We start from the raw sequence: 20,966 nt of genomic DNA, 5'->3' as shown, positions 1-20,966 counted from the left end.
CATGGACAGCGAACTGGCCGTACTCGCGGCGTCGGGCGCCACCACACTGGTCTCACTCATGGTCACCGACTCCTGGACCCACGCCCGGGAACTCCTCGGCCGGTACCTGACCCGCACAGGCGCGGACCCCGACACATTCGACGACCTGCAGGACGCGAGGACCCGGCTCCTCGCCGCCGACGCCACGGAACGTGCACGGATCGCCCGCGAGATCAGCCGACGGTACGGTGACCGTCTGCGCCGACTCGCGGAAGCCGACGACGGCAGCGACGAGGCCCTGCATACGCTGCTGGCCTCGCTACTGCGACTCCCGGCGTCCGCGGCGGACAGCCGGCGCACAGTGGACAACCGCGTCAGCGGGGGAGTCCAGCACGGTCCCGTCGTCCAGTCCGGCACCGTAGCTGGGCTGACCTTCCACGTGGATCGCATCGATCGCGCGGATCGCCAGTAGCCAGTAGTGCCACCGCAGGGGGCGCCGCACGCTCCTGTGCCCGCTCCCCCGTTCCCGCCCCGGCTCGGCTTGGCCAGTACGGGCGTCGTGGGCAACGCGGGCCGGTCGCGTCGAGCGACAGGGCGGGGACCGGCAGGGGTGTGCATCGCCCCAGCTCCCCCCTTCACCGCGTTGGCCCAGGATTCGTCGATCACGACGGCGCCGGGTACGTGACGCCGTGGCAGAGCACCCAGGGCGGGGCATCGAAACCTCTGACTGGCACAGCCTGATACTCCAATGCACCGGACCAGCAGGCCGAAGCTGGTACTCCCGCCGGCTCGGGCGTTCACCCGGCTTCAGCGGCACGCTTCGCAGATGGCTACCTCGACGGAGATCGCCTCGGGCCTCGAATACCGCGGTTCGAAGTACTGACTCGCCCTCCCCCGACGAGCCGAGCAGAAACGTCAGGAAACGGGGAACCAGTTCGCCAGGCACTTGGCAATGACCGGTACATCAATGGTGTCCTGCGCGACGTCCTCGACGAACGGACCGGCAAGGGAGACGGGCGGCGGCACGACACCGGCGCTGACGCCGTTGAACCGCAGGAAGACGCGCATGGCGAGCCAAGCGGTGCGCTCGTTGCCGTCGATCAGCGCGTGATTGCGGGCGACGGAGTGCAGCAGTGCCGCCGCTTTCTCGTGCGGCGTGGGATACAACTCGGCTCCGAACACATTCGTCCGGGGCCGCTCGATCGCCGACACCAGAAGGCCCAGGTCACGCACGCTGTGCTCGGTACCGTTGACCGCGCGGGCGATGGCCAGGACTTCGTCGACCTGGAGGTGGCGCACATCCGTCACTTCAGGTATTCCACAATCTCCGCATCGCTCTCCATGAGCTCGGCCAGGACGTCATCAACCTTCAGCTCGGCCCGGTTCTGGGCGTCACGGATGGCCTCAATGGCCAGTTCCTGCTTACTGCGGCCCTCCCGCCGAGCCCGCTCGGTGAGCTCCGCGTCAAGGTCGTCGGGGAGCCGGAGTGTCATCGCCATGCCGAGATGATGCCAGGACGGTATCAAGGAAGCAGGCCGAGCAACTCCACCCGGGCATTAAAGGGGCAGGTCAGGAGCCCTTCGCGACCGGTTCAAGGATGGCGACGCACTCCACGTGGTGGGTCATCGGAAACAAATCAAAAACCCGAAGCATCCGCACCCGATACCCCCCGCCCCGGAAATACCCCAGATCCCGGGCCAACGCCGCCGGATCACAAGCCACGTACGCAATGCGCCGCGCCCCCAGTGAAGCCAGGTGCTGCACCGTCTTCTTGCCGGCGCCGGCCCGCGGGGGGTCCAGTACCACCAGGTCCGCCTCCGAGATGCCGGTCCGCGGCAGTACCGCCTCCACCTTGCCCTGTTCGATGCGGACGCGGTCGAACGCGGCGAGGTTGTGCCGCGCGTCCTCCACCGCCCGCTTGCCGGACTCGATGCCGAGCACCGCGCCGGTGTCGCCGACCCGGTCGGCCAGGGCGCCGGCGAAGAGGCCGACGCCGCAGTAGAGGTCGAGGGCCATGTCGCCCTTGCGCGGGAGCAGGCCCTGCATGACCGCGGTCACCAGGGTGTCGGCCGCCTTCGGGTGGACCTGCCAGAAGCCGCCGCTGCCGACCCGGTGGGTGCGGCCGTCCGCGCGCTCGCGAACGAAGGCGCGGCCGTGGACGCGGTGCACGCCGCCGTCCTTCTCCTCGACCCGCATGACCGAGACCGGCTTGTCCAGTTCGACCAGCGGCAGCCGGGCGCCGGGCCGGGGCTCCAGGATCACCATGCGGTCCTGCGATCCGGTCGCGGCGATCGCCTCGACCGACTCCATACCGGCCCAGTCGCGCTTCTCGATGCCCAACTCGCTGACACCCTCCGCCGCGATCATGCAGTGGTCGATCGGCTCGACCTCGTGGGAGCGGTGCCGCCGCAGCCCCGCGTTGCCGTCCGGGTCGACGGCGTACTGCACGCGGGTGCGCCAGGACGGGACCTGGCCGGCGGGCACCTTGTCGCCCTCGGCCGGCATCACCGTGCCGTCCCAGCCGGCCTCCTCGGGGGTGAGGCCCGCGAGCCGCTGAAGCTGCTCGGCGACGACCTCGCCCTTGAGCCGGCGCTGGGCGCCCGGCTTGGCGTGCTGCCAGTCGCAGCCGCCGCAGCGGCCGGGACCGGCGTAGGGGCAGGGCGCCTCGATCCGGTCCTTGGAGGCGTCCAGGATCTCGACCGCGTCGGCGCGCAGGAAGCGGGCGCCCTCCTCGCCCTCGGTGACCCGGGCCACGACCCGCTCACCGGGCAGCGCGTGCCGGACGAACAGCACCTGCCCCTCGGACGTACGGGCGACGCAGTGACCGCCGTGGGCGACGGGGCCGACCTCGACCTCGTACTCCACCCCGACCAGCGACGTGTTCTCTTCTGCCTGCATGGCGGGGTGACTCCAGTGAAAGGGGGTGAGTGGGGTGCGTGACGACAACAGCAGTGACGACAACAGCCCACCAGTCTACGGCTACGAAGAGGAAGACGATTCCTTCGACCGGTCGGGGTGGTGGTGATGGGCCGGACCGCGGCGGACCGCGCCGGGCGCGTTCCAGTCCTGCCGCTTGCGGGCCCGGCGCTTGGCCGCCTCGGAGGACTCGAGCTGGTAGGGGACGGAGGTGACCATGACGCCCGGCGTGAACAGCAGGCGGCCCTTGAGCCGGAGCGCGCTCTGGTTGTGCAGCAGGTGCTCGTACCAGTGACCGACCACGTACTCCGGGATGATCACCGACACGGCGTCCCGCGGCGACTCCTTGCGCAGGCTCTTGACGTAGTCGATGACCGGGCGGGTGACCTCGCGGTACGGCGAGTCCAGCACCTTCAGCGGTACGTCGATGCCGCGCCGTTCCCACTCGTCGCGCAGCGACTTGGTCTCGGCCGGGTCGACGTTGACGCTGAGCGCCTCCAGGCTGCCCGAGCGCAGCAGCTTGGCGTAGGACAGGGCGCGCAGCGCCGGGCGGTGGATCTTGGAGACGAGGACGACGGAGTGGACCCGGGAGGGCCGCACCATGTCGTCGTCGGGGGTGTCGGGGGCCGCGATCTCCTCGGCGACGCGGTCGTAGTGCTTACGGATCGCGGTCATCGTGGCGTAGAAGATGCACATGCCCAGCAGCGCGACCCAGGCGCCGTGGGTGAACTTGGTGAACAGCACGACGACCAGCACCAGGCCGGTGAAGAACGCGCCGAAGGCGTTGATCGCGCGGGAGCGGACCATGTGGCGGCGGGTGGCCTGGTCCCGTTCGGTGGCCAGGTGGCGGTTCCAGTGCCGGACCATGCCGATCTGGCTGAGCGTGAAGGAGACGAACACGCCGACGATGTACAGCTGGATCAGGCGGGTGGAGTCGGCGCCGTAGATCCAGACCAGCAGGATCGCGGCGCCGGCCAGCAGCACGATGCCGTTGGAGAAGGCGAGGCGGTCGCCGCGGGTGTGCAGCTGGCGGGGCAGGTAGCGGTCCTGGGCGAGGATCGAGCCGAGCAGCGGGAAGCCGTTGTACGCGGTGTTCGCGGCGAGGAAGAGGACCAGCGCGGTGGCGGCGGCCAGGACGATGAACAGGAAGCTGCCCTTGCCGAAGACGGCCTCGGCGACCTGGGAGATCACCGGGTTCTGGACGTAGTCCGCGCCGACCGCGACGCCGTTGTGGATCAGGTCGACGGCCGGGTTCTCGGCCATCCGCACCTTGGTCGTCATGGCCAGCACGATGATGCCGCAGAACATGGTGACGGCGAGCAGGCCCATCATGGCGAGGGTGGTCGCCGCGTTCTTGGACTTGGGCTTGCGGAAGGCCGGGACGCCGTTGGAGATGGCCTCGACGCCGGTGAGCGCCGCGCAGCCCGAGGAGAAGGCCCGCAGCAGCAGGAACACCAGGGCGAAGCCGGCCAGCCCCTGGTGCTCGGGCTTGATCTCGTAGTCGGCGGTCGGCGCGTGCATGGCGTCGCCGAGGACGAGCCCGCGGAACGCACCCCAGGCGATCATGATGAAGACGCCCGCGACGAACACGTACGTCGGGATCGCGAAGAGCTTGCCGGACTCCTTGACGCCGCGCAGGTTCATCAGCGTCAGCAGCACGATCACGGCGATGGCGCAGAAGACTTTGTGCTCGACGACGAACGGGATCGCCGAGCCCAGGTTCTCGATGCCGGAGGCGATGGAGACGGCGACCGTGAGCACGTAGTCGACCAGCAGCGCGCTGGCCACGGTCAGCCCGGCCTTGGGGCCCAGGTTGGTGGTCGCCACCTCGTAGTCGCCGCCGCCGCTCGGGTAGGCGTGCACGTTCTGCCGGTAGGACGCGACCACGGTGAACATCAGTACGACGACCGCGACGGCGATCCAGGGACTGAAGTGGTAGGCCGACACGCCCGCGATGGACAGGACCAGCAGCACCTCGCCGGGGGCGTACGCCACGGAGGAGAGCGGGTCGGAGGCGAAGACCGGAAGGGCGACGCGCTTCGGCAGGAGCGTTTCCCCCAGCCGGTCACTGCGCAGTGCGCGGCCGATCAGGATCCGCTTGGGCACGTCGGTCAGTTTGGACACAACAGAGGATCGTAAGCGTTCGAACGGGGGGTCGCCCACCCGCCACCCCCGCCGGCGCCGTCATCTGCCCTCCGAGTGAAATCGCGGGGCCGTGCGGCTGCGGATTCCGCAGGTGGCGGGCTTGGCGTGCCTATATGACAAAACTCGTTCCGACCGTGCGAATTTCGCCACTTCGCCACCCTTCGGCACCGCCCAGCCGCCGTCCGGTCGCCACTCAGGAGGTCATATGCCCGCGCACGCAGAGCTGATCGGTGCCATCGCGGCACTTGTCGGCCTCGGAATCCTCACACTTGCCAGCGTCCGCAGCATCGGCCGCCGCCGGTCCTCCGCCGGAGGGTGAGCCGAGCGAAGCCGGGGCCCGTTCCCCACCCCCACCCCAGCCCCCTGCCCCTCGCCGATACGTTGCTCCCCGACCGGGAACCCGGCATCCCGGCCCCCGGGAGGGGCCAGGGCCGACGGCCACCGGCATGATGGTCCCCCGCGGCCCGCGCACTGGCCGCGTGACGCAGCCAGGTGAGCCGAAAGAGAGACATGAGCACGACAGCCACACAGGCCCGACGGCCTTCAGGAAGCACGGTGTGACGCGATGCATATTGTCATCATGGGCTGCGGACGCGTGGGCTCCGCTCTCGCCCACGCCCTGGAACAGCAAGGGCACACGGTCGCCGTGGTCGATCAGGACCCCACCGCCTTCCGCCGGCTGGGCTCCTCGTTCGGCGGCCGCCGGGTGACCGGCGTCGGCTTCGACCAGGACACCCTGCGCGAGGCGGGCATCGAGGAGGCCGGCGCCTTCGCCGCCGTCTCCAGCGGCGACAACTCCAACATCATCGCCGCCCGGGTGGCCCGCGAGATGTTCGACGTCGAGCACGTCGCCGCACGCATCTACGACCCCCGCCGCGCCGAGGTCTACCAGCGTCTCGGCATCCCCACCGTCGCCACCGTCCGCTGGACGGCCGACCAGATGCTGCGCCGCCTGCTGCCCTCGGGCGCCGAGCCGCTGTGGCGCGACCCCACCGGCGGTGTGCAGCTCGCCGAGGTGCACACCGCCGCGTCCTGGGTCGGGCACAAGGTCAGCCGGCTCCAGGACGAGACGGGCGTCCGGGTGGCGTTCCTGACCCGGCTCGGGGAGGCGATCCTGCCCAGCTCGCAGACGGTGCTGCAAGAGGGCGACCTGGTGCACGTGATGATGCGCACCGACGAGGTCGACAAGGTCGAGGCGGCGTTCGCCAAGGGTCCCGAAGAGGAGGGCGGTCACTGATGAGGGTCGCCATTGCCGGAGCCGGCGCGGTCGGCCGTTCGATCGCCGGTGAGCTGCTGGAGAACGGGCACGAGATCCTGCTCATCGACAAGGCGCCGACCGCCATCTCGGTGGAACGTGTCCCGATGGCGGAGTGGCTGCTCGCGGACGCCTGCGAGATCACCTCGCTGGACGAGGCGGCGCTCCAGCGCTGCAACGTCGTCATCGCCGCGACCGGCGACGACAAGGTCAACCTGGTGGTCTCGCTGCTGGCCAAGACCGAGTACGGCGTGCCGCGCGTCGTCGCCCGGGTGAACAACCCCAAGAACGAGTGGCTGTTCAACGAGTCCTGGGGGGTCGACGTCGCCGTCTCCACCCCGCGGCTGATGTCGGCCCTGGTCGAGGAGGCGGTGAGCGTCGGCGACCTGGTGCGGCTGCTGCGCTTCAGCCACGGCGACGCCAACCTCGTCGAGCTGACGCTGCCGGAGGAGTCCGCGCTGGCCGGCACGCAGGTCGGCGATGTGCAGTGGCCCGAGGACACGTCCCTGGTCACGATCATCCGCGGGACGCGCGTGCTGGCGCCGTCGCAGGAGGACTCGCTGGAGGCGGGCGACGAGCTGCTGTTCGTCGCGGCACAGGACCGGGAAGGGCAGTTGGAGGACCTGCTGTCGGCCCGGCGGGGCAGCACCGCCGGCTGAGGGCAGGAGGACGGGGCGCTCGAAAGGGATACCGGGCGCCCCCTGTCCGATGCCGGGCGACTGCCCGCGCCCCGCAAGGGGCGCGGGGAACTGCGCGACCAGCCCCCACCCACCCGCGGCCGGCACACAACCGCCGGACCGGTCAGTCCTTACCACCCGATCGGTCAGTCCTTACCGCCCGACCGGTCAGTCCTTGCGGTGCCGCCCGCCCACCGGGTCCACGGCACCGGGCGAACCGGCCCTGCCGGACCCGTCCTTCGCCGCCTTCTCCGCCTGCTCCGCCTGCTCCGCCTGCTCCGCCTGCTCCGCCGCGTCCATCTCCGCGAACACGTCGATCGGCGCGGGCGCCTTCGCCAGGAAGACCCAGGTCAGCCAGACGGCGAGCAGGAAGGGCGGGATCTTCAGGGCGACCAGGACCCAGCCGAGCTGCGTGGTGTCCGCCCACCAGTACAGCGGGAAGAGGATCGCGCACTTGGCGAGCAGGATCAGCCCCCAGGCCCAGCTGGCCTTGGCGTACGCCTTCTTGCGGCCCGGGTTGCGGGTGCGCCAGGAGAGGTTCTCCTTGAAGACCGGGCCGAGGATCAGGCCGATCAACGGGACCCCGGCGAGCGTGGTGATGATGTACGCCAGGGCGAGGCCGCAGGTGTACAACATGCCGGGGAGGTAGAAGTCCTTGGCGTTGCCGGTCATCATCGCGAAGACGACACCGAAGGCCACCCCGAAGACGCCGCTGAAGGCGTGCTTGACGGTGTCCCGCATCGCCAGCCGGACCACGACCAGCACCACCGACACGGCCAGCGCCGCGATCGCCGACATGCGCAGGTCTTTGTTGACCGTGTAGATCGTGACGAAGAGCAGACCCGGCAGTACCGTCTCGATCATGCCCCGCACGCCGCCGAAGGCTTCGAAGAGGGCGGCCTCCGTCACCGCCCGGGCGTCGCCCGCTGCCGTGTCTTCAGTGTCCTCAGTAGTGTCTTCAGTCGGCTTGTCGAGGGACGTCACCGGCTACTCCCGTCCGAGGGGTCGCAGTTCGTACTTGGGATTGAACAGCACCCGGCGGCCCCGGCTCAGGGAGATCCGGCCCGATGCGATGAGCTTGCGTCCCGGCTCTATGCCCACGATGGAACGTCTGCCCAGCCACACCACGTCCAAAGCCGCGGAGCCGTCGAACAACTCGGCCTCCAGCGCCGGGACGCCCGCCCGCGGGCGCAGCGTGACCGTGCGCAAGGTACCAGTAACCGTGACGATCTGCCGGTCCCGGCAGTCGCCGATACGGGTGCAGCCGGTGGTCGCGGTGTCCTCCCGCAGCTCCTCCGACTCCAGGTCCTCCTGCGAGGAGGAGAGCCGGTCGAACATGCGCCGGAACCGGCCCACCGGCTTGTCGGAACGAGGAACAGCGCTCATACCTGAAGCGTACCGGGAGCCGCCGACAGCCACGCATCCGCTGGGCGCGCAACCGGAAGGGTCACTTCTCGAACCGGTAGCCCATCCCCGGCTCGGTGACGAAGTGCCGTGGATGGGCGGGGTCCGCCTCCAGCTTGCGGCGCAACTGCGCCATGTAGACCCGCAGGTAGTTCGTCTCCGTGCCGTACGACGGCCCCCACACCTCCTGGAGCAGCTGCTTCTGGCTGACCAGCCGCCCGGTGTTGCGCACCAGCACCTCCAGCAGATGCCATTCGGTCGGGGTCAGCCGTACGTCCTTCCCGCCCCGGACGACCTTCTTGGCGGCCAGGTCGACGCTGAAGTCGGCGGTGTCCACGACCACCTCGTCGGTGCCGCCGGGCACCGGTTCGGCCCGGCGCACCGCGGCCCGCAGCCGGGCCAGCAGTTCGTCCATGCCGAACGGCTTGGTGACGTAGTCGTCGGCGCCCGCGTCCAGTGCCTCCACCTTCTCGTCGGAGGAGTGCCGGGCGGACAGCACCAGGATCGGCACCCGGGTCCAGCCGCGCAGTCCCTTGATCACCTCGACGCCGTCCAGGTCGGGCAGGCCCAGGTCCAGGACGATCACGTCGGGGTGCCGGCTCGCGGCCAGCTCCAGCGCGGTCGCGCCGTCGTGGGCGGCGTCGACCTCGTAGTGCCGCGCCTTGAGGTTGATCACGAGGGCCCGCACGATCTGCGGCTCGTCGTCGATCACGAGCACCCGGGTCATCGGGCAGCCTGCCTTTCTACGGGGCCTTCTACGCGGCCTTCTGCGCGGCCTTCTGCAGGGCCTTCTACTCGGCCTTCTGCAGGGCCTTCTACGCGGCCTTCGGAGCCTTCTGCGCAGGCGACGCCGCGGGACCGCGCGGCCGCCGGCCCCGCCGCGCGGACGGTGAGGACCATCGTGAGGCCGCCGCCGGGGGTGTCCTCGGCGTCGAGGGTGCCGCCCATCGCCTCGGCGAAGCCGCGGGCGACGGCCAGGCCGAGCCCGACACCGGCACCGCGCGGGGCGTCCCCGTACCGCTGGAAGGGTTCGAATATGCGGTCCTTGGCCTCGTCCGGCACGCCGGGCCCCCGGTCGGCGATCCGGACCTCGACCCGGTCCCCGAGGGCGCTGGCGGCCACCAGGACGCTGCCACCGGGCGGGCTGTACTTGACGGCGTTCTCCACCAGGTTGGCCACCGACCGCTCCAGCAGCCCCGGGTCGACGGCGACCATGGGCAGCGTCTCGGGGATGTCCAGCCCGACCTCTGCCTCGGGCACGCCGACCAGCGCCATCGGCACCACCTCGTCGAGGTCGATCTCGCGGATCAGCGGGGTGACCGTGCCGGTCTGGAGGCGGGACATGTCGAGCAGGTTGCCCACCAGGTGGTCGAGGCGGTCGGCGCCCTCCTCGATGCCTTCGAGCAGTTCGGCCTGGTCCTCCTCGGACCAGGCCACGTCGTCGGACCGGAGGCTGGAGACGGCCGCCTTGATGCCGGCCAGCGGGGTCCGCAGATCATGGCTGACGGCGGCCAGCAGGGCGGTGCGGATGCGGTTGCCCTCGGCCAGGGTGCGGGCCTGGTCGGCCTCCGCGCGCAGCCGCCGCCGGTCCAGTACGACGGCGGCCTGGGCGGCGAAGGCGGCCAGCACCCGGCGGTCCTCGGCGGGCAGCACCCGGCCGGTGAGCGCCAGCGCCATGTGGTCTCCGATCGGCATGTCCACGTCGGCGTCCTCGGGGCGTTCGACCGGTGGTCCGCTGCCGGCCCGGCCGGCGCAGGTCCAGGGCGCCACGTCGCTCTCGCGCTCCAGCAGGGCGGCGGATTCCAGGCCGAAGGTCTCCCGGACCCGTTCCAGCAGGGCTTCCAGGCTGGTCTCGCCGCGCAGCACGTCGCCGGCCAGGAAGGAGAGGATCTCGGACTCGGCGCGCAACCGGGCCGCCTGGTGGGTGCGCCGGGCCGCCAGGTCGACGACCGAGGCCACCGAGAGCGCGACGCCGACGAATATGGCCAGGGCGATGATGTTCTTGGGGTCGGAGATGGTGATGCGGTTGACCGGCGGGGTGAAGAACCAGTTCAGCAGCAGGGAGCCGACCGCGGCCGAGGCGAGCGCCGGGTAGAGGCCGCCGAGCAGCGCGGCCGCGACGGTGAGCGCCAGGTAGAGCAGCACGTCGTTGGCGAGCCCGAGGTGGACGCTGTCCAGCAGGGGGGTCAGCAGGAGCGGGCCGCCGATGCCGGCGAGCCAGCCCCACAGCAGCCGCCATCGGCCCAGCCGGGCGCCGCGGGCGACGGGCAGTCCGCGGCCCTTGGCGACCTCCTCGTGGGTGACGATGTGCACGTCCAGGTCGGGTCCCGACTCGCGGGCCACCGTGGTGCCGACGCCGGGTCCGAAGACGTACTGCCAGGTCTTGCGCCGGGAGGAGCCCAGCACGATCTGGGTGGCGTTGACGCCGCGCGCGAAGTCCAGCAGGGCGGCCGGTATGTCGTCGCCGACCACGTGGTGGAAGGTGCCGCCGAGGTCCTCGACCAGGGTGCGCTGCACCGCCAGTTCCTTCGGGGAGGCGGAGGTCAGCCCGTCGCTGCGGGCTATGTAGACGGCCAGCACCTCGCCGCCGGCGCCCTTCTCGGCGAGCCGCGCGGCCCGCCGGATCAGCGTCCGCCCTTCCGGGCCGCCGGTCAGCCCGACCACGATCCGCTCCCGCGAGCCCCAGATCTTCGACACCCGGTGGTCGCTGCGGTACTGCTTCAGATACGCGTCGACCCGGTCGGCCACCCACAGCAGGGCCAGCTCCCGCAGGGCGGTGAGGTTGCCGGGGCGGAAGTAGTTCGACAGGGCCGCGTCGACCTTGTCGGGCTGGTAGACGTTGCCGTGCGCCATGCGGCGGCGCAGCGCCTCGGGCTCCATGTCGACCAGTTCGATCTGGCCGGCCCGGCGCACCACCTCGTCCGGCACGGTCTCCCGCTGCCGCACGCCGGTGATCGACTCCACGACGTCGCCCAGCGACTCCAGGTGCTGGATGTTGACGGTGGAGATCACGTCGATTCCGGCGGCCAGCAGTTCCTCGACGTCCTGCCAGCGCTTGGCGTTGCGCGCGCCGGGGACGTTGGTGTGGGCCAGTTCGTCCACCAGGGCCACCCGGGGGCGGCGGGCCAGCACCGCGTCCAGGTCCATCTCCTCGAAGCGGGTGCCGCGGTACTCCAGCTCCCGGCGCGGCACCTGCTCCAGGCCGCGCAGCATCACCTCGGTGCGCGACCGGCCGTGGTGCTCCACGAACGCCACCACGCAGTCGGTACCGCGCTCCACCCGCCGGTGCGCCTCGGACAGCATGGCGTAGGTCTTGCCGACGCCCGGCGCCGCGCCGAGGTAGATCCGAAGCCTGCCGCGTCCCATGTCCTCATTGTCTTCCGCCGCACTGTGACCACGCAGCGTCGACCCTACGGCTGCCGGCCCGGTCACATCGGACCGATGGCGGCGCCGGCAACGTCTTTGACGCAACCCTGACGCGCCGCCGACGACAAAGGGCCGCACCCCGGCGGGGCACAGCCCTTTCGACGCAGGCCGCCAAGACGCGCCCCTCAAGGGGCGCGGGGCTGTGTCGAGGTGCGGCTTCGCCGCGCGGGCGCGAGCGACCACGAACCGCCCGCGGCCGCCCCGCGAGGGTCACCGCACCTCGGTGATCTCCGGCCCGCGCTGAAGCTGCCCCATGCCGCCGGCGAAACGGGAGCCGCCCTCTTCCTGCTGGACCCCCTCGGGGACCATCTGCGCGTCGTTCGGCAGCTTCAGGACGATCGGGTCGCGGGGCGCCATCGGGCCCTCGCCGCGGACCACGACCGTGTCCCGGAAGATCTGCTCCAGCAGACCGGCCGCCTGCGGCTGCACCGCGCCCTGCCCGGAGATCACACCGCGCAGGAACCAGCGGGGACCGTCCACGCCGACGAACCGTACGACCTGGAAGCCGCCGGTGCCGTCCGGCAGCTTGACCGGGACCTGGGCCCGCAGCTCCCAGCCGAGCGGGCCCTCGACCTCATCGATGATGCCGCCCTGCTGGGTGATGCCGGTGGCGATCTCCTCGCGGACCTCGCCCCAGATGCCCTCGCGCTTGGGGGCGGCGAACGCCTGGAGCTGGACGGCGCTGTCGCGCAGTACGACGGTGGCGGCGACGATCGCGTCGCCCGCGACCTCCACCCGCAGCTCCATGCCGTCGACGCCGGGCACGAACAGGCCGCCGAGGTCCACCCGGCCCTCGACCGGGTCGCGTACCTCGGTGCTGTCCCAGGGCCCGTCGGGCCGCGGCTCCGGCTCCAGCCGGACCCGGGTGCCCTCGTCGTCCGCCTCGGTGTCGACGCTGTCGACGACCTGCTCGGCCTCGCCGGCCGCGTCCTCGGCGGCACCCTTCTTCTTGCGACGTCCGAACACGTCACTGTCCTTCCCGGTCGGATACGACCGAAGCGTATCGATTCCCACCCGCCGGGCCGCCTGTGACGGCCCGACCGCTTGTGCCGCTTGCCGGGTCCGCGCCGGCGTGCCCGCCGGTGGACCCGAAGCCCCCCTCGGCCCGTGCCGAATCGGGAAGTTCCGCGACCTGGCGGAAGCGGACCCTCTCGACCTGCTGGACGACCAGTTGGGCAATCCGGTCGAAGCGCTCGAACCGCACGGCCTCGCGCGGGTCGAGATTCACCACGATCACCTTGATCTCCCCACGGTACCCGGCATCAATCGTCCCCGGGGCATTCACGAGGGCGACACCGCAGCGGGCCGCGAGGCCGGAACGGGGGTGCACGAAGGCCGCGTACCCCTCCGGGAGGGCCACCGACACCCCTGTCGGCAGCACGGCCCGCTCACCGGGGGCCAGCTCGCACCCGACGGTGGTGCGCAGATCGGCGCCCGCGTCACCGGGGTGCTCGTACGCCGGCAGCGGTACGTCCGGATCGACCCGTCGCAGCAGCACCTCCAGCGGGGCGCGGCTCACGGGTTCACCTCGAAGGCGCGGGCCCGGCGGACCTGGTCCGGGTCGTCCATCGCGGCCCGGATCTCCTCGGGGCGGCCGTGGTCGGTGAAGTGCTCGACCTTGACCTCGACGAAGAGGGCGTCCGCGCGGACCGCGACCGGGCCGTCCGGGCCGCCGATCCGGCCGGTGGCGGTGGAGTAGATCTTGCGGCCGGCCACCGCGGTGACCTCGGCCGCCAGGTACAGGGTGGTGCCGACCGGCACCGGCAGCAGGAAGTCGGTCTCCAGCCGTCCGGTCACCGCGATGGTGCGCAGCAGCCAGCCGAGCGAGCCGAGCGTCTCGTCCAGGGCGCTGGCCAGCACCCCGCCGTGCGCGAGCCCCGGGGCGCCCTGGTGGGCGGGCTGCACGGTGAACTCGGCGGTGATCGTCACGCCCTCGCCGGCCCGCGCCGCCAGGTGCAGTCCGTGCGGCTGCTCGCCGCCGCAGCCGAAGCACTGTCCGTAATGGGCGCCGAGCAGTTCGCCGGGCGCGGGGGCGTCGGGGTGCCGTACGGGCCGGACTGCGTCGGCGGGGGGCTGAAGGGCCGGGGAAGTACCACTCACAGGCGCAGACCTTACCTCTCCGCCCTGGCTGCGGCCCCGCTCGGAACCCGTGCCAAGCTTGGCTCCATGCAGCTCTCCGCCGCCCCGTACGAAGAACGCCTCACCGCGCCCCGCTCCGCGTGGCTGCTGTGCTTCCTGGTGGGTCTCGCGATCGCCATCGTCCTGGTGCCGTTCGGCACCCTGCCGATCCTCGGCGGCCTGGCCTGCGGTACGGCCGCGGCGGCGGTCGTCACCAGTTCGTACGGCTCGGTGCGGATCCGGGTGGTGGGCGGTTCGCTGATCGCGGGCGAGGCGAAGATCCCGGTCACGGCGCTGGGCGAGGCGACGGTGATGGACGCGGAGGAGGCCCGCGCCTGGCGTACGTACAAGGCGGACACCCGCGCCTTCCTGCTGCTGCGGGCGTACATCCCGACCGCGCTGCGGGTCGAGGTCACCGACCCCGACGACCCGACGCCGTACCTGTATCTGTCGACCCGGGAGCCGGAGCTGCTGGCCGAGGCACTGGAAGCGGCGAGGGCCACCGCCGCGTAGTCAGCGGCCGTCCTGCGGCCCGGGCCGGTCGCCCGGGTCCAGTTCCAGCGCGTCCGGCGGGGTCTCCAGGGGCGGCAGGGCGGGCAGCGCCTCCCAGGGCACCTGGATCTTGCGCAGGTCGGCCCTGATGCGGGCGGCGAGCTTGTGGGTGTCTCTGCGGTTCAGCACCGCGCCGACGGCGGCGCCGACCATGAACGGCATCAGGTTGGGCAGGTTGCGCACCATCCGCTTCATGATCTGCTGGCGCAGCTGGCGCTTCATGTGGCCGTTCAGAGCCGTGCCGAACGTCGACGGCTTGGTCACGTCGATGCCGCGCTCGTCGGACCAGGAGTTCAGATACGCGGTGCTGCGCTGGGCGCGGGAGCCGGGCGGGCGCAGGCCGTAGACCTCGTGCAGCTCGGCGATCAGCTTCAGCTCGATGGCCGCGACGCCGGTCACCTCCGCGGCCAGCTCGGTCGGCATGGCGGGCGGCACGGGCAGCATCGCCGCCGCGCCGACCCCCGCGCCGACGGTCGCCGTGGCCCTGGTGGCACCGGCCACCAGCCGGTCGGCCAGCTCCTCGGGCCCGAGGCCGGGGAACTGCCGACGAAGCGTGGGAAGGTCCCGTACGGGGACCCGCGGGGCGATCTCGATGACGCGGTCGGCGAGGTGCGCCAGGGCCGCCCTGGCACGGTCGCCGCCCTTGCGGACGCCTTCGGTCGCCTTCTCCCGCAGCACCGCCGCCCGGCGTCGGGCAGCGGGCGCGGGGGTCGGCACCGGCACCGGGAGGTCAGTCCGGTCGGCAGCCGGTCCGAGCGAGGCCGTCCCCGGGAGGGTCGGGCCCCGCTCTTCGTCACGCGCGCGGTACGGGCCGCCGGGCGGCCCTTGGTCCGCTCCTCGCTTGGAGAAGCGGCGCTTCCAGGGAGGGGTCGAGCCAGTCACGGCCGACCCCGCCTCAGTCGCAGTCGCGGCAGATCGGCTGGCCGTTCTTCTCCCGGGCCAGCTGGCTGCGGTGGTGCACCAGGAAGCAGCTCATGCAAGTGAACTCGTCCTGCTGCTTGGGCAGTACTCGGACTGCCAGCTCCTCGTTCGAGAGGTCGGCTCCGGGAAGCTCGAGGCCTTCGGCGGCCTCGAACTCGTCGACGTCCACGGCCGAGGCCGACTTGTCGTTCCGGCGAGCCTTCAGCTCTTCGAGGCTGTCCGAGTCGACGTCGTCGTCGGTCTTGCGTGGAGTGTCGTAATCGGTTGCCATGTCGCTCTCCCCCTCTGGGTGTCTGCGGTGTCTCCAGCGCACGTAACGCGTGAGAGGCCGGACTTGTGCCCGACCCGAGGCGGAGATTTTGCCTCACATCAAGGTCTGTTACTCAATCGACACCCAACCGGACTCTGCTCGAGTGATCGGCTTGGATGGCGATGGGGACCGTACACGGTCCCGATACCGCACGCCAAAGGCGTCTCACCGTGTACTTCCCGTGATCAAGACACCTGAAAACCCGGACTTTCCCGGCTTTCCGGCGGGTTTCTTGATCACGGAGAGTAGATGGCTGGAAAAGCCTCGTTGTGATCGATCACACACGCGAGCACCGGAGCGGCGGTCCGAAAATTCCGCGCAAAGCGAACAAGCCCGGACCCTCGGGGCGGCGATCGGCGCCATGATCTCAGATCGGCGGGCCGCCTCAGACCGGCAGGGTCACTCTCATCACGAGTCCTCCCCCCTCGCGCGGCTGGGCGTAGATGTGGCCGCCGTGCGCCCGGGCCACGGAACGCACGATGGACAGCCCGAGGCCGACGCCCTTGTCGCTGCCGGTCCGCTCGGTGCGCAGCCGCCGGAACGGCTCAAAGATGTTGTCGATCTCGTACGCCGGCACCACCGGCCCGGTGTTCGTCACCACGAGCACCGCCAGACCGTGCTCCACCTCGGTGGTGACCTCGACCCAGCCGCCCTCGGCGATGTTGTACCGCACCGCGTTCTGTACGAGGTTCAGGGCGATGCGCTCCAGCAGCACGCCGTTGCCCTGGACGACGGCGGGCGCGCGCCGGCCGCGCAGCTCCACGCCCTTGGCCTCGGCCTCGGCGTGCGTCTGGTCGACGGCCTGGGTGGCGACCTCGGCGAGGTCGACGGGCCCCCGCTCGACGATCTGGTTGTCGCTGCGGGCGAGCAGCAGCAGGCCCTCGACGAGCTGCTCGCTGCGCTCGTTGGTGGCCAGCAGGGTCTTGCCGAGCTGCTGGAGCTCCACCGGGGCGCCGGGGTCGGAGAGGTGGACCTCCAGCAGCGTGCGGTTGATGGCGAGAGGGGTGCGCAGCTCGTGCGAGGCGTTGCCGACGAAGCGCTGCTGGGCGGTGAAGGCGCGCTGGAGGCGCTCCAGCATCTCGTCGAAGGTGTCCGCCAGCTCCTTGAGCTCGTCGTCCGGGCCGTCCAGCTCGATCCGGCGGGACAGGTCGGAGCCGGCCACCGCGCGGGCGGTACGGGTGATCCGGCCCAGCGGCGACAGCACCCGGCCGGCCATGGCGTAGCCGAACGCGAAGGCGATCACCGCGAGGCCGAGCAGGGCCAGCAGTGAGCGGCTGAGCAGGCTGTCCAGGGCGTGCTGGCGCTGCTCGTTGACGCAGTCGTTCATCGCCGTGTTGAAGACCTCGGGCGACGCCTTGGTGGGCAGATTGCACGTGTCGCTGGTGACACTGCCCGAGGTGATCTTGAAGGGCAGGTCACTGCCCACGTTCAGGGCCTGGGCCGCCAGCAGGTAGATGATCGACAGCAGCACGATGCCGGCGATCAGGAACATACCGCCGTACAGCAGCGTGAGCCGTATCCGGATGGTGGGGCGCAGCCACGGGAAGGGAGCGGCCGAGGGCGGGTCCCAGGTGGGTTTCGGGGGCGCCTGCGGGGGCGCCGGGGACGCTGCCACGGGCGATCAGATCCGGTAGCCGGAGCCGGGCACGGTGACGATCACCGGGGGCTCGCCGAGCTTGCGGCGCAGGGTCATCACGGTCACCCGGACGACATTGGTGAACGGGTCGGTGTTCTCGTCCCAGGCCTTCTCCAGCAGCTGCTCGGCCGAGACGACCGCGCCCTCGCTGCGCATCAGCACCTCCAGGACGGCGAACTCCTTCGGCGCGAGCTGCACCTCCTTGCCGTCCCGGAAGACCTCGCGGCGGTTCGGGTCGAGCTTGATCCCGGCGCGCTCCAGCACCGGCGGCAGCGGCACGCTGGTACGCCGGCCCAGCGCGCGGACGCGGGCGATCAGCTCGCTGAACGCGAACGGCTTGGGCAGATAGTCGTCGGCGCCGATCTCCAGCCCCTCGACCCGGTCGCTGACGTCGCCGGAGGCCGTGAGCATCAGCACCCTGGTGGGCATGCCGAGCTCGACGATCTTGCGGCAGACGTCGTCGCCGTGCACGAGGGGGAGGTCGCGGTCGAGGACGACCACGTCGTAGTCGTTGACGCCGATGCGCTCGAGGGCGGCCGCACCGTCGTACACGACGTCGACGGCCATGGCCTCCCGGCGCAGTCCGGTGGCCACCGCATCGGCGAGCAGCTGCTCGTCCTCGACGACGAGTACGCGCACGTCGCTTGTCCTTCCTCTGTCCGCCCGGCGACGCCTGGCGGGCGCACGCGGGCAGGGCCTGGTGGGTGTGTTGACCTCCATCCTGCCCTTTTCGGCCATAAGTCGGCTGTAAGGCGGCCGGGGCCCGGGACGGGCGGGGGAACGGCCGCCCGGTCGCGGGCCCTTCGGGACCGGTCCCGGCGCGAGCGCCCGTGGGAGGCCGGTCCCGGCCCCGGAGGCACCCCGGCGCGGGCACCCGACGCAGACTGTCGGAGACCGTCGGCGCGGCCTCGACGACAACCCGACGACGGCTCGGCGACCGCCCGGCGGACGACCGGCGGACGACCGGCGCGGGTCCCGGCGCGCGCCCCGGTGGGCGGGGCGGAAGGGCCGGAGGAGAAAGCGGGTCCGAACGGGAATGCGAGATTTTCTCGGACGGTTGAGGTTTCCGCGGAAGGGAGCTGGGGGAGGACGGCTTTACACCCCGCGATCACGCTCTGCCTGTACCGCACGTCCAGCGGTGCGCAGCGACCGTTCGCCGCAGGGCGGGCGTGGGTGTCCGGCACCGTCGCCGCCCGGCCGCGCGGCGCTGGGCACCTTCGAGACGTGATCGCCCCTTCCGAACGGCACACCCCCGTGCCACCGACCCACGACCCAGGACGAGGGGGCGCAGCATGGACGCATTCACCACAGGACTTCTGCAGCGCATAAAGGCGACCGAGTCCGACCTGACCCGGGCTCGTGACGAGGGGGACGACTTCCTCGTCGAGGTGGAGCTCGGCGAGCTGGACGACCTCCGCCGCCTCGCCGCCGAGCACGGCGTGGAGGTCACCGCGACCAGCGGCTGACCGCCCGGCGACTCGTACCGCACCCGCACCGGCACTCACCCCCGGCGAATCCAGCGCCGGGGGTGAGTGCTGTGCGGCACGGTGCCGAAGGGGCTCAGTCGTGCCAGGCGCCCAGGTCCTCCAGGAGCCGCTGGAGGGGCTCGAAGACGCCCGGCACGGCGGCGACCGTCAGGTCGTCCGTGGGCCGCTCACCGGGGCGTCCGCCGGTCAGCGCGCCCGCCTCCCGGGCGATGAGGTCACCGGCGGCACGGTCCCAGGGGTGCAGCCCGCGCTCGTAGTACCCGTCCAGGCGCCCGGCGGCCAGGTCGCACAGGTCGACCGCGGCCGAGCCGCCGCGCCGGATGTCCCGCAGTCTGGGGATCAGCTGCCGGGCGACCTCCGCCTGGTGGGTGCGGACCTCGGCGACGTAGTTGAACCCGGTGGAGACCAGGGCCTGGTCCAGTGGCGGCGCGGGCCGGCAGGTCAGTCGGCGCTCGCCGTCCCAGGAGCCGGTCGCCCAGGCTCCGCCGCCGCGCACCGCGTGGTACGTCTCGCCGCGCATCGGCGCCGCGACCACCCCGGCGACGGTCTCGCCGTCCTGCTCGGCGGCGATGGAGACGGACCAGGTGGGCAGCCCGTACAGATAGTTCACCGTGCCGTCGAGCGGATCGATCACCCAGCGCACGCCGCTGGTGCCCTCGGCGGCGGCGCCCTCCTCGCCGAGGAAGCCGTCGGCCGGGCGACGGTCGGCGATCACCGTGGTGATCAGCTTCTCGGCCGCGATGTCCATCTCGGTGACCACGTCGATCGGGCTGGACTTGGTGGCGGCGACCGCGAGGTCGGCGGGGCGTCCGTCGCGCAGCAGCTCGCCCGCGCGGCGGGCGGCCTCCCGGGCGAGCTCCAGGAGTTCGGCGTGCAGCGGGTCGGTCGCGTCGGTCACGGGGCTGGTCACAGGGTTCCTCACGCGTAGGGGCTGTCGGCGCCCGCGGCGGCGGGGCGGGCGACGCGGGCCGGGCAGCAGCCCGCCGGGCAGACGTTGTGGCTCGCGCCCAGCGCGCCCAGGGCGCACGGTGCGACGCTCCGCCCCTGCTCCGCGGCGGCCCGCTCCAGGATCATGTCCCGGATCGCGGCGGCGAACCGCGGGTCGGCGCCGACGGTGGCCGAGCGGCGCACCGGCAGCCCCAGCTCCGCGGCCTTGGCGGTGGCCTCCGTGTCGAGGTCGTAGAGGACCTCCATGTGGTCGGAGACGAAGCCGATGGGGGCCATCACGACGGCCGGCGCCCCGGCCGCGTGCCGCTCCTCCAGGTGGTCGCAGATGTCCGGCTCCAGCCACGGGATGTGCGGGGCGCCGGAACGGGACTGGTAGACGAGCTGCCAGGGCCGGTCGACGCCGGTGCGCTCGCGGACGGCGTCGGCGATCAGCTGGGCCACGTCCAGGTGCTGACGCACGTACGCGCCGCCGTCGCCGTGCTCCGGCAGCGGGCCGGAGGTGTCGGCTGCGGAGGTCGGGATGGAGTGGGTGCTGAAGGCGATGTGCGCGCCGTCCCGGACCTCTTCGGGAAGGTCGTTCAGGGACCGCACCAGCCCGTCGACCATCGGCTCGATGAAGCCCGGGTGGTTGAAGTAGTGCCGCAGCTTGTCGATCTTCGGCAGCTCCAGGCCCTCCTCCTGGAGGGTGGCCAGGGCGTCCGCGAGGTTCTCCCGGTACTGGCGGCAGCCGGAGTAGGAGGCGTACGCGCTGGTGGCGAGGACGAGGATGCGGCGGTGTCCGTCGCGGACCATCTCGCGCAGGGTGTCGGTCAGGTAGGGCGCCCAGTTGCGGTTGCCCCAGTAGACCGGCAGCTCGAGGCCGTGCTCGGCGAAGTCCCCCCGCAGGGCGTCCAGCAGGGCGCGGTTCTGGTCGTTGATCGGGCTGACGCCGCCGAACAGGAAGTAGTGCTGTCCGACCTCCTTCAGGCGTTCGGTGGGGATGCCCCGGCCGCGCGTCACGTTCTCCAGGAACGGGACCACGTCGTCGGGTCCTTCCGGGCCGCCGAACGAGAGCAGGAGCAGGGCGTCGTAGGGGGTGGCATCGAGCACGTCTGGCATGGTCCCGATCCTGCCACCTGGCACTGACAGCCGGGTCACGGCGGGGGGTGTCAGCCCGCTCCGGCTGGTCCGGACGGGTGCGCCCGGGCCGACC

Annotated in this window: 22 protein-coding genes; 5 read left to right on the top strand and 17 right to left on the bottom strand. The window is 71.7% G+C overall.

Annotation, left to right across the window (positions count from 1 at the left end; genetic code table 11):
* Position 1 precedes the first annotated feature (1 nt).
* A complete protein-coding gene (locus ACTT8P_RS06485; protein ID WP_442830555.1) occupies positions 2-451 on the top strand; it encodes a hypothetical protein in 450 nt (149 codons plus the stop codon).
* A gap of 443 nt (positions 452-894) precedes the next feature.
* On the opposite strand, the gene ACTT8P_RS06480 is transcribed toward ACTT8P_RS06485, so the two are convergent.
* The 4 genes from ACTT8P_RS06480 to ACTT8P_RS06465 all read right to left on the bottom strand — a co-directional run bounded on the left by ACTT8P_RS06480 (position 895) and on the right by ACTT8P_RS06465 (position 5,019).
* Complete coding sequence (locus ACTT8P_RS06480) at positions 895-1,287, bottom strand: type II toxin-antitoxin system death-on-curing family toxin (protein WP_442830554.1); 393 nt, start codon at positions 1,285-1,287, stop codon at positions 895-897.
* Positions 1,284-1,478 (bottom strand): ribbon-helix-helix protein, CopG family, encoded by a 195-nt coding sequence (locus tag ACTT8P_RS06475; RefSeq protein WP_442830553.1) that lies wholly within the window; start codon positions 1,476-1,478, stop codon positions 1,284-1,286. The genes ACTT8P_RS06480 and ACTT8P_RS06475 overlap by 4 nt, the downstream gene beginning before the upstream one ends.
* A 70-nt stretch (positions 1,479-1,548) precedes the next feature.
* Entirely contained in the window at positions 1,549-2,877 is a 1,329-nt protein-coding gene (locus ACTT8P_RS06470; RefSeq protein WP_442830552.1) for a class I SAM-dependent RNA methyltransferase, read from the bottom strand.
* 81 nt (positions 2,878-2,958) lie between these two features.
* A complete protein-coding gene (locus ACTT8P_RS06465) occupies positions 2,959-5,019 on the bottom strand; it encodes an APC family permease (RefSeq protein ID WP_442830551.1) in 2,061 nt (686 codons plus the stop codon).
* Between the two features lie 586 nt (positions 5,020-5,605).
* Here ACTT8P_RS06465 and ACTT8P_RS06460 point away from each other — a divergent pair.
* Both ACTT8P_RS06460 and ACTT8P_RS06455 read left to right on the top strand, forming a co-directional pair.
* Complete coding sequence (locus ACTT8P_RS06460; protein WP_361163100.1) at positions 5,606-6,277, top strand: potassium channel family protein; 672 nt, start codon at positions 5,606-5,608, stop codon at positions 6,275-6,277.
* Positions 6,277-6,954, top strand: a complete 678-nt coding sequence (locus tag ACTT8P_RS06455; RefSeq protein WP_442830550.1) for a potassium channel family protein — start codon at positions 6,277-6,279, stop codon at positions 6,952-6,954. Before ACTT8P_RS06460 ends, ACTT8P_RS06455 begins: the two co-directional genes overlap by 1 nt.
* 186 nt (positions 6,955-7,140) lie before the next feature.
* Here ACTT8P_RS06455 and ACTT8P_RS06450 read toward each other — a convergent pair whose 3' ends face one another.
* From ACTT8P_RS06450 to ACTT8P_RS06420, 7 genes are all read right to left on the bottom strand, one after another.
* A complete protein-coding gene (locus tag ACTT8P_RS06450) occupies positions 7,141-7,956 on the bottom strand; it encodes a DUF3159 domain-containing protein (protein WP_442830549.1) in 816 nt (271 codons plus the stop codon).
* Positions 7,957-7,959: 3 nt separating this feature from the next.
* Entirely contained in the window at positions 7,960-8,358 is a 399-nt protein-coding gene (locus tag ACTT8P_RS06445) for an OB-fold nucleic acid binding domain-containing protein (protein WP_442830548.1), read from the bottom strand.
* A gap of 61 nt (positions 8,359-8,419) precedes the next feature.
* Entirely contained in the window at positions 8,420-9,103 is a 684-nt protein-coding gene (locus ACTT8P_RS06440; protein ID WP_442830547.1) for a response regulator, read from the bottom strand.
* Positions 9,100-11,742 (bottom strand): ATP-binding protein, encoded by a 2,643-nt coding sequence (locus ACTT8P_RS06435; protein WP_442830546.1) that lies wholly within the window; start codon positions 11,740-11,742, stop codon positions 9,100-9,102. The genes ACTT8P_RS06440 and ACTT8P_RS06435 overlap by 4 nt, the downstream gene beginning before the upstream one ends.
* A gap of 270 nt (positions 11,743-12,012) precedes the next feature.
* A complete protein-coding gene (locus tag ACTT8P_RS06430; protein WP_442830545.1) occupies positions 12,013-12,768 on the bottom strand; it encodes a DUF3710 domain-containing protein in 756 nt (251 codons plus the stop codon).
* 1 nt (position 12,769) lies between these two features.
* Positions 12,770-13,321 (bottom strand): dUTP diphosphatase, encoded by a 552-nt coding sequence (gene dut / locus ACTT8P_RS06425; RefSeq protein ID WP_442830544.1) that lies wholly within the window; start codon positions 13,319-13,321, stop codon positions 12,770-12,772.
* Entirely contained in the window at positions 13,318-13,902 is a 585-nt protein-coding gene (locus ACTT8P_RS06420; RefSeq protein WP_442830543.1) for a PaaI family thioesterase, read from the bottom strand. Before ACTT8P_RS06420 ends, dut begins: the two co-directional genes overlap by 4 nt.
* Before the next feature lie 66 nt (positions 13,903-13,968).
* Here ACTT8P_RS06420 and ACTT8P_RS06415 point away from each other — a divergent pair, with 66 nt between their 5' ends.
* Complete coding sequence (locus ACTT8P_RS06415) at positions 13,969-14,433, top strand: DUF3093 domain-containing protein (RefSeq protein ID WP_442830542.1); 465 nt, start codon at positions 13,969-13,971, stop codon at positions 14,431-14,433.
* Here the strand turns inward: ACTT8P_RS06415 and ACTT8P_RS06410 are convergent, their stop codons facing one another.
* The 4 genes from ACTT8P_RS06410 to ACTT8P_RS06395 all read right to left on the bottom strand — a co-directional run bounded on the left by ACTT8P_RS06410 (position 14,434) and on the right by ACTT8P_RS06395 (position 17,978).
* Positions 14,434-15,354, bottom strand: coding sequence for a hypothetical protein (locus ACTT8P_RS06410; RefSeq protein WP_442830541.1), 921 nt, complete (start codon positions 15,352-15,354; stop codon positions 14,434-14,436).
* Between the two features lie 13 nt (positions 15,355-15,367).
* On the bottom strand, positions 15,368-15,664 hold the full coding sequence (locus ACTT8P_RS06405; RefSeq protein WP_003993510.1) for a DUF4193 domain-containing protein: 297 nt from the start codon (positions 15,662-15,664) through the stop codon (positions 15,368-15,370).
* Between the two features lie 424 nt (positions 15,665-16,088).
* A complete protein-coding gene (locus ACTT8P_RS06400; protein WP_442830540.1) occupies positions 16,089-17,318 on the bottom strand; it encodes a sensor histidine kinase in 1,230 nt (409 codons plus the stop codon).
* 6 nt (positions 17,319-17,324) lie between these two features.
* Entirely contained in the window at positions 17,325-17,978 is a 654-nt protein-coding gene (locus ACTT8P_RS06395; protein WP_003993508.1) for a response regulator transcription factor, read from the bottom strand.
* 653 nt (positions 17,979-18,631) lie between these two features.
* Between ACTT8P_RS06395 and ACTT8P_RS06390 the strand changes: the two genes are divergently transcribed.
* Entirely contained in the window at positions 18,632-18,805 is a 174-nt protein-coding gene (locus ACTT8P_RS06390) for a hypothetical protein (RefSeq protein ID WP_361163076.1), read from the top strand.
* A 94-nt stretch (positions 18,806-18,899) separates the two neighbouring features.
* Here ACTT8P_RS06390 and ACTT8P_RS06385 read toward each other — a convergent pair whose 3' ends face one another.
* Positions 18,900-19,724: an inositol monophosphatase family protein gene (locus ACTT8P_RS06385; RefSeq protein WP_442830579.1), complete on the bottom strand. Its 825-nt coding sequence runs from the start codon at positions 19,722-19,724 to the stop codon at positions 18,900-18,902.
* A gap of 20 nt (positions 19,725-19,744) precedes the next feature.
* Positions 19,745-20,872, bottom strand: coding sequence for a ferrochelatase (locus ACTT8P_RS06380; RefSeq protein ID WP_442830539.1), 1,128 nt, complete (start codon positions 20,870-20,872; stop codon positions 19,745-19,747).
* Positions 20,873-20,966: the final 94 nt, after the last annotated feature.

The sequence above is a fragment of the Streptomyces sp. JW3 genome (assembly GCF_052216785.1).
Lineage (GTDB): Bacteria > Actinomycetota > Actinomycetes > Streptomycetales > Streptomycetaceae > Streptomyces.
This window is presented reverse-complemented; position numbering and strand designations above follow the sequence as displayed.

What these genes read in the sequence shown, in the direction of transcription:
- ACTT8P_RS06485 (WP_442830555.1), top strand. Translation starts at nt 2, where the DNA reads ATGGACAGCGAACTGGCCGTACTCGCGGCGTCGGGCGCCACCACACTG.
- ACTT8P_RS06475 (WP_442830553.1), bottom strand. Translation starts at nt 1,478, where the DNA reads ATGGCGATGACACTCCGGCTCCCCGACGACCTTGACGCGGAGCTCACC.
- ACTT8P_RS06470 (WP_442830552.1), bottom strand. Translation starts at nt 2,877, where the DNA reads ATGCAGGCAGAAGAGAACACGTCGCTGGTCGGGGTGGAGTACGAGGTC.
- ACTT8P_RS06460 (WP_361163100.1), top strand. Translation starts at nt 5,606, where the DNA reads ATGCATATTGTCATCATGGGCTGCGGACGCGTGGGCTCCGCTCTCGCC.
- ACTT8P_RS06455 (WP_442830550.1), top strand. Translation starts at nt 6,277, where the DNA reads ATGAGGGTCGCCATTGCCGGAGCCGGCGCGGTCGGCCGTTCGATCGCC.
- ACTT8P_RS06445 (WP_442830548.1), bottom strand. Translation starts at nt 8,358, where the DNA reads ATGAGCGCTGTTCCTCGTTCCGACAAGCCGGTGGGCCGGTTCCGGCGC.
- ACTT8P_RS06440 (WP_442830547.1), bottom strand. Translation starts at nt 9,103, where the DNA reads ATGACCCGGGTGCTCGTGATCGACGACGAGCCGCAGATCGTGCGGGCC.
- ACTT8P_RS06435 (WP_442830546.1), bottom strand. Translation starts at nt 11,742, where the DNA reads ATGGGACGCGGCAGGCTTCGGATCTACCTCGGCGCGGCGCCGGGCGTC.
- ACTT8P_RS06415 (WP_442830542.1), top strand. Translation starts at nt 13,969, where the DNA reads ATGCAGCTCTCCGCCGCCCCGTACGAAGAACGCCTCACCGCGCCCCGC.
- ACTT8P_RS06405 (WP_003993510.1), bottom strand. Translation starts at nt 15,664, where the DNA reads ATGGCAACCGATTACGACACTCCACGCAAGACCGACGACGACGTCGAC.
- ACTT8P_RS06390 (WP_361163076.1), top strand. Translation starts at nt 18,632, where the DNA reads ATGGACGCATTCACCACAGGACTTCTGCAGCGCATAAAGGCGACCGAG.
- ACTT8P_RS06380 (WP_442830539.1), bottom strand. Translation starts at nt 20,872, where the DNA reads ATGCCAGACGTGCTCGATGCCACCCCCTACGACGCCCTGCTCCTGCTC.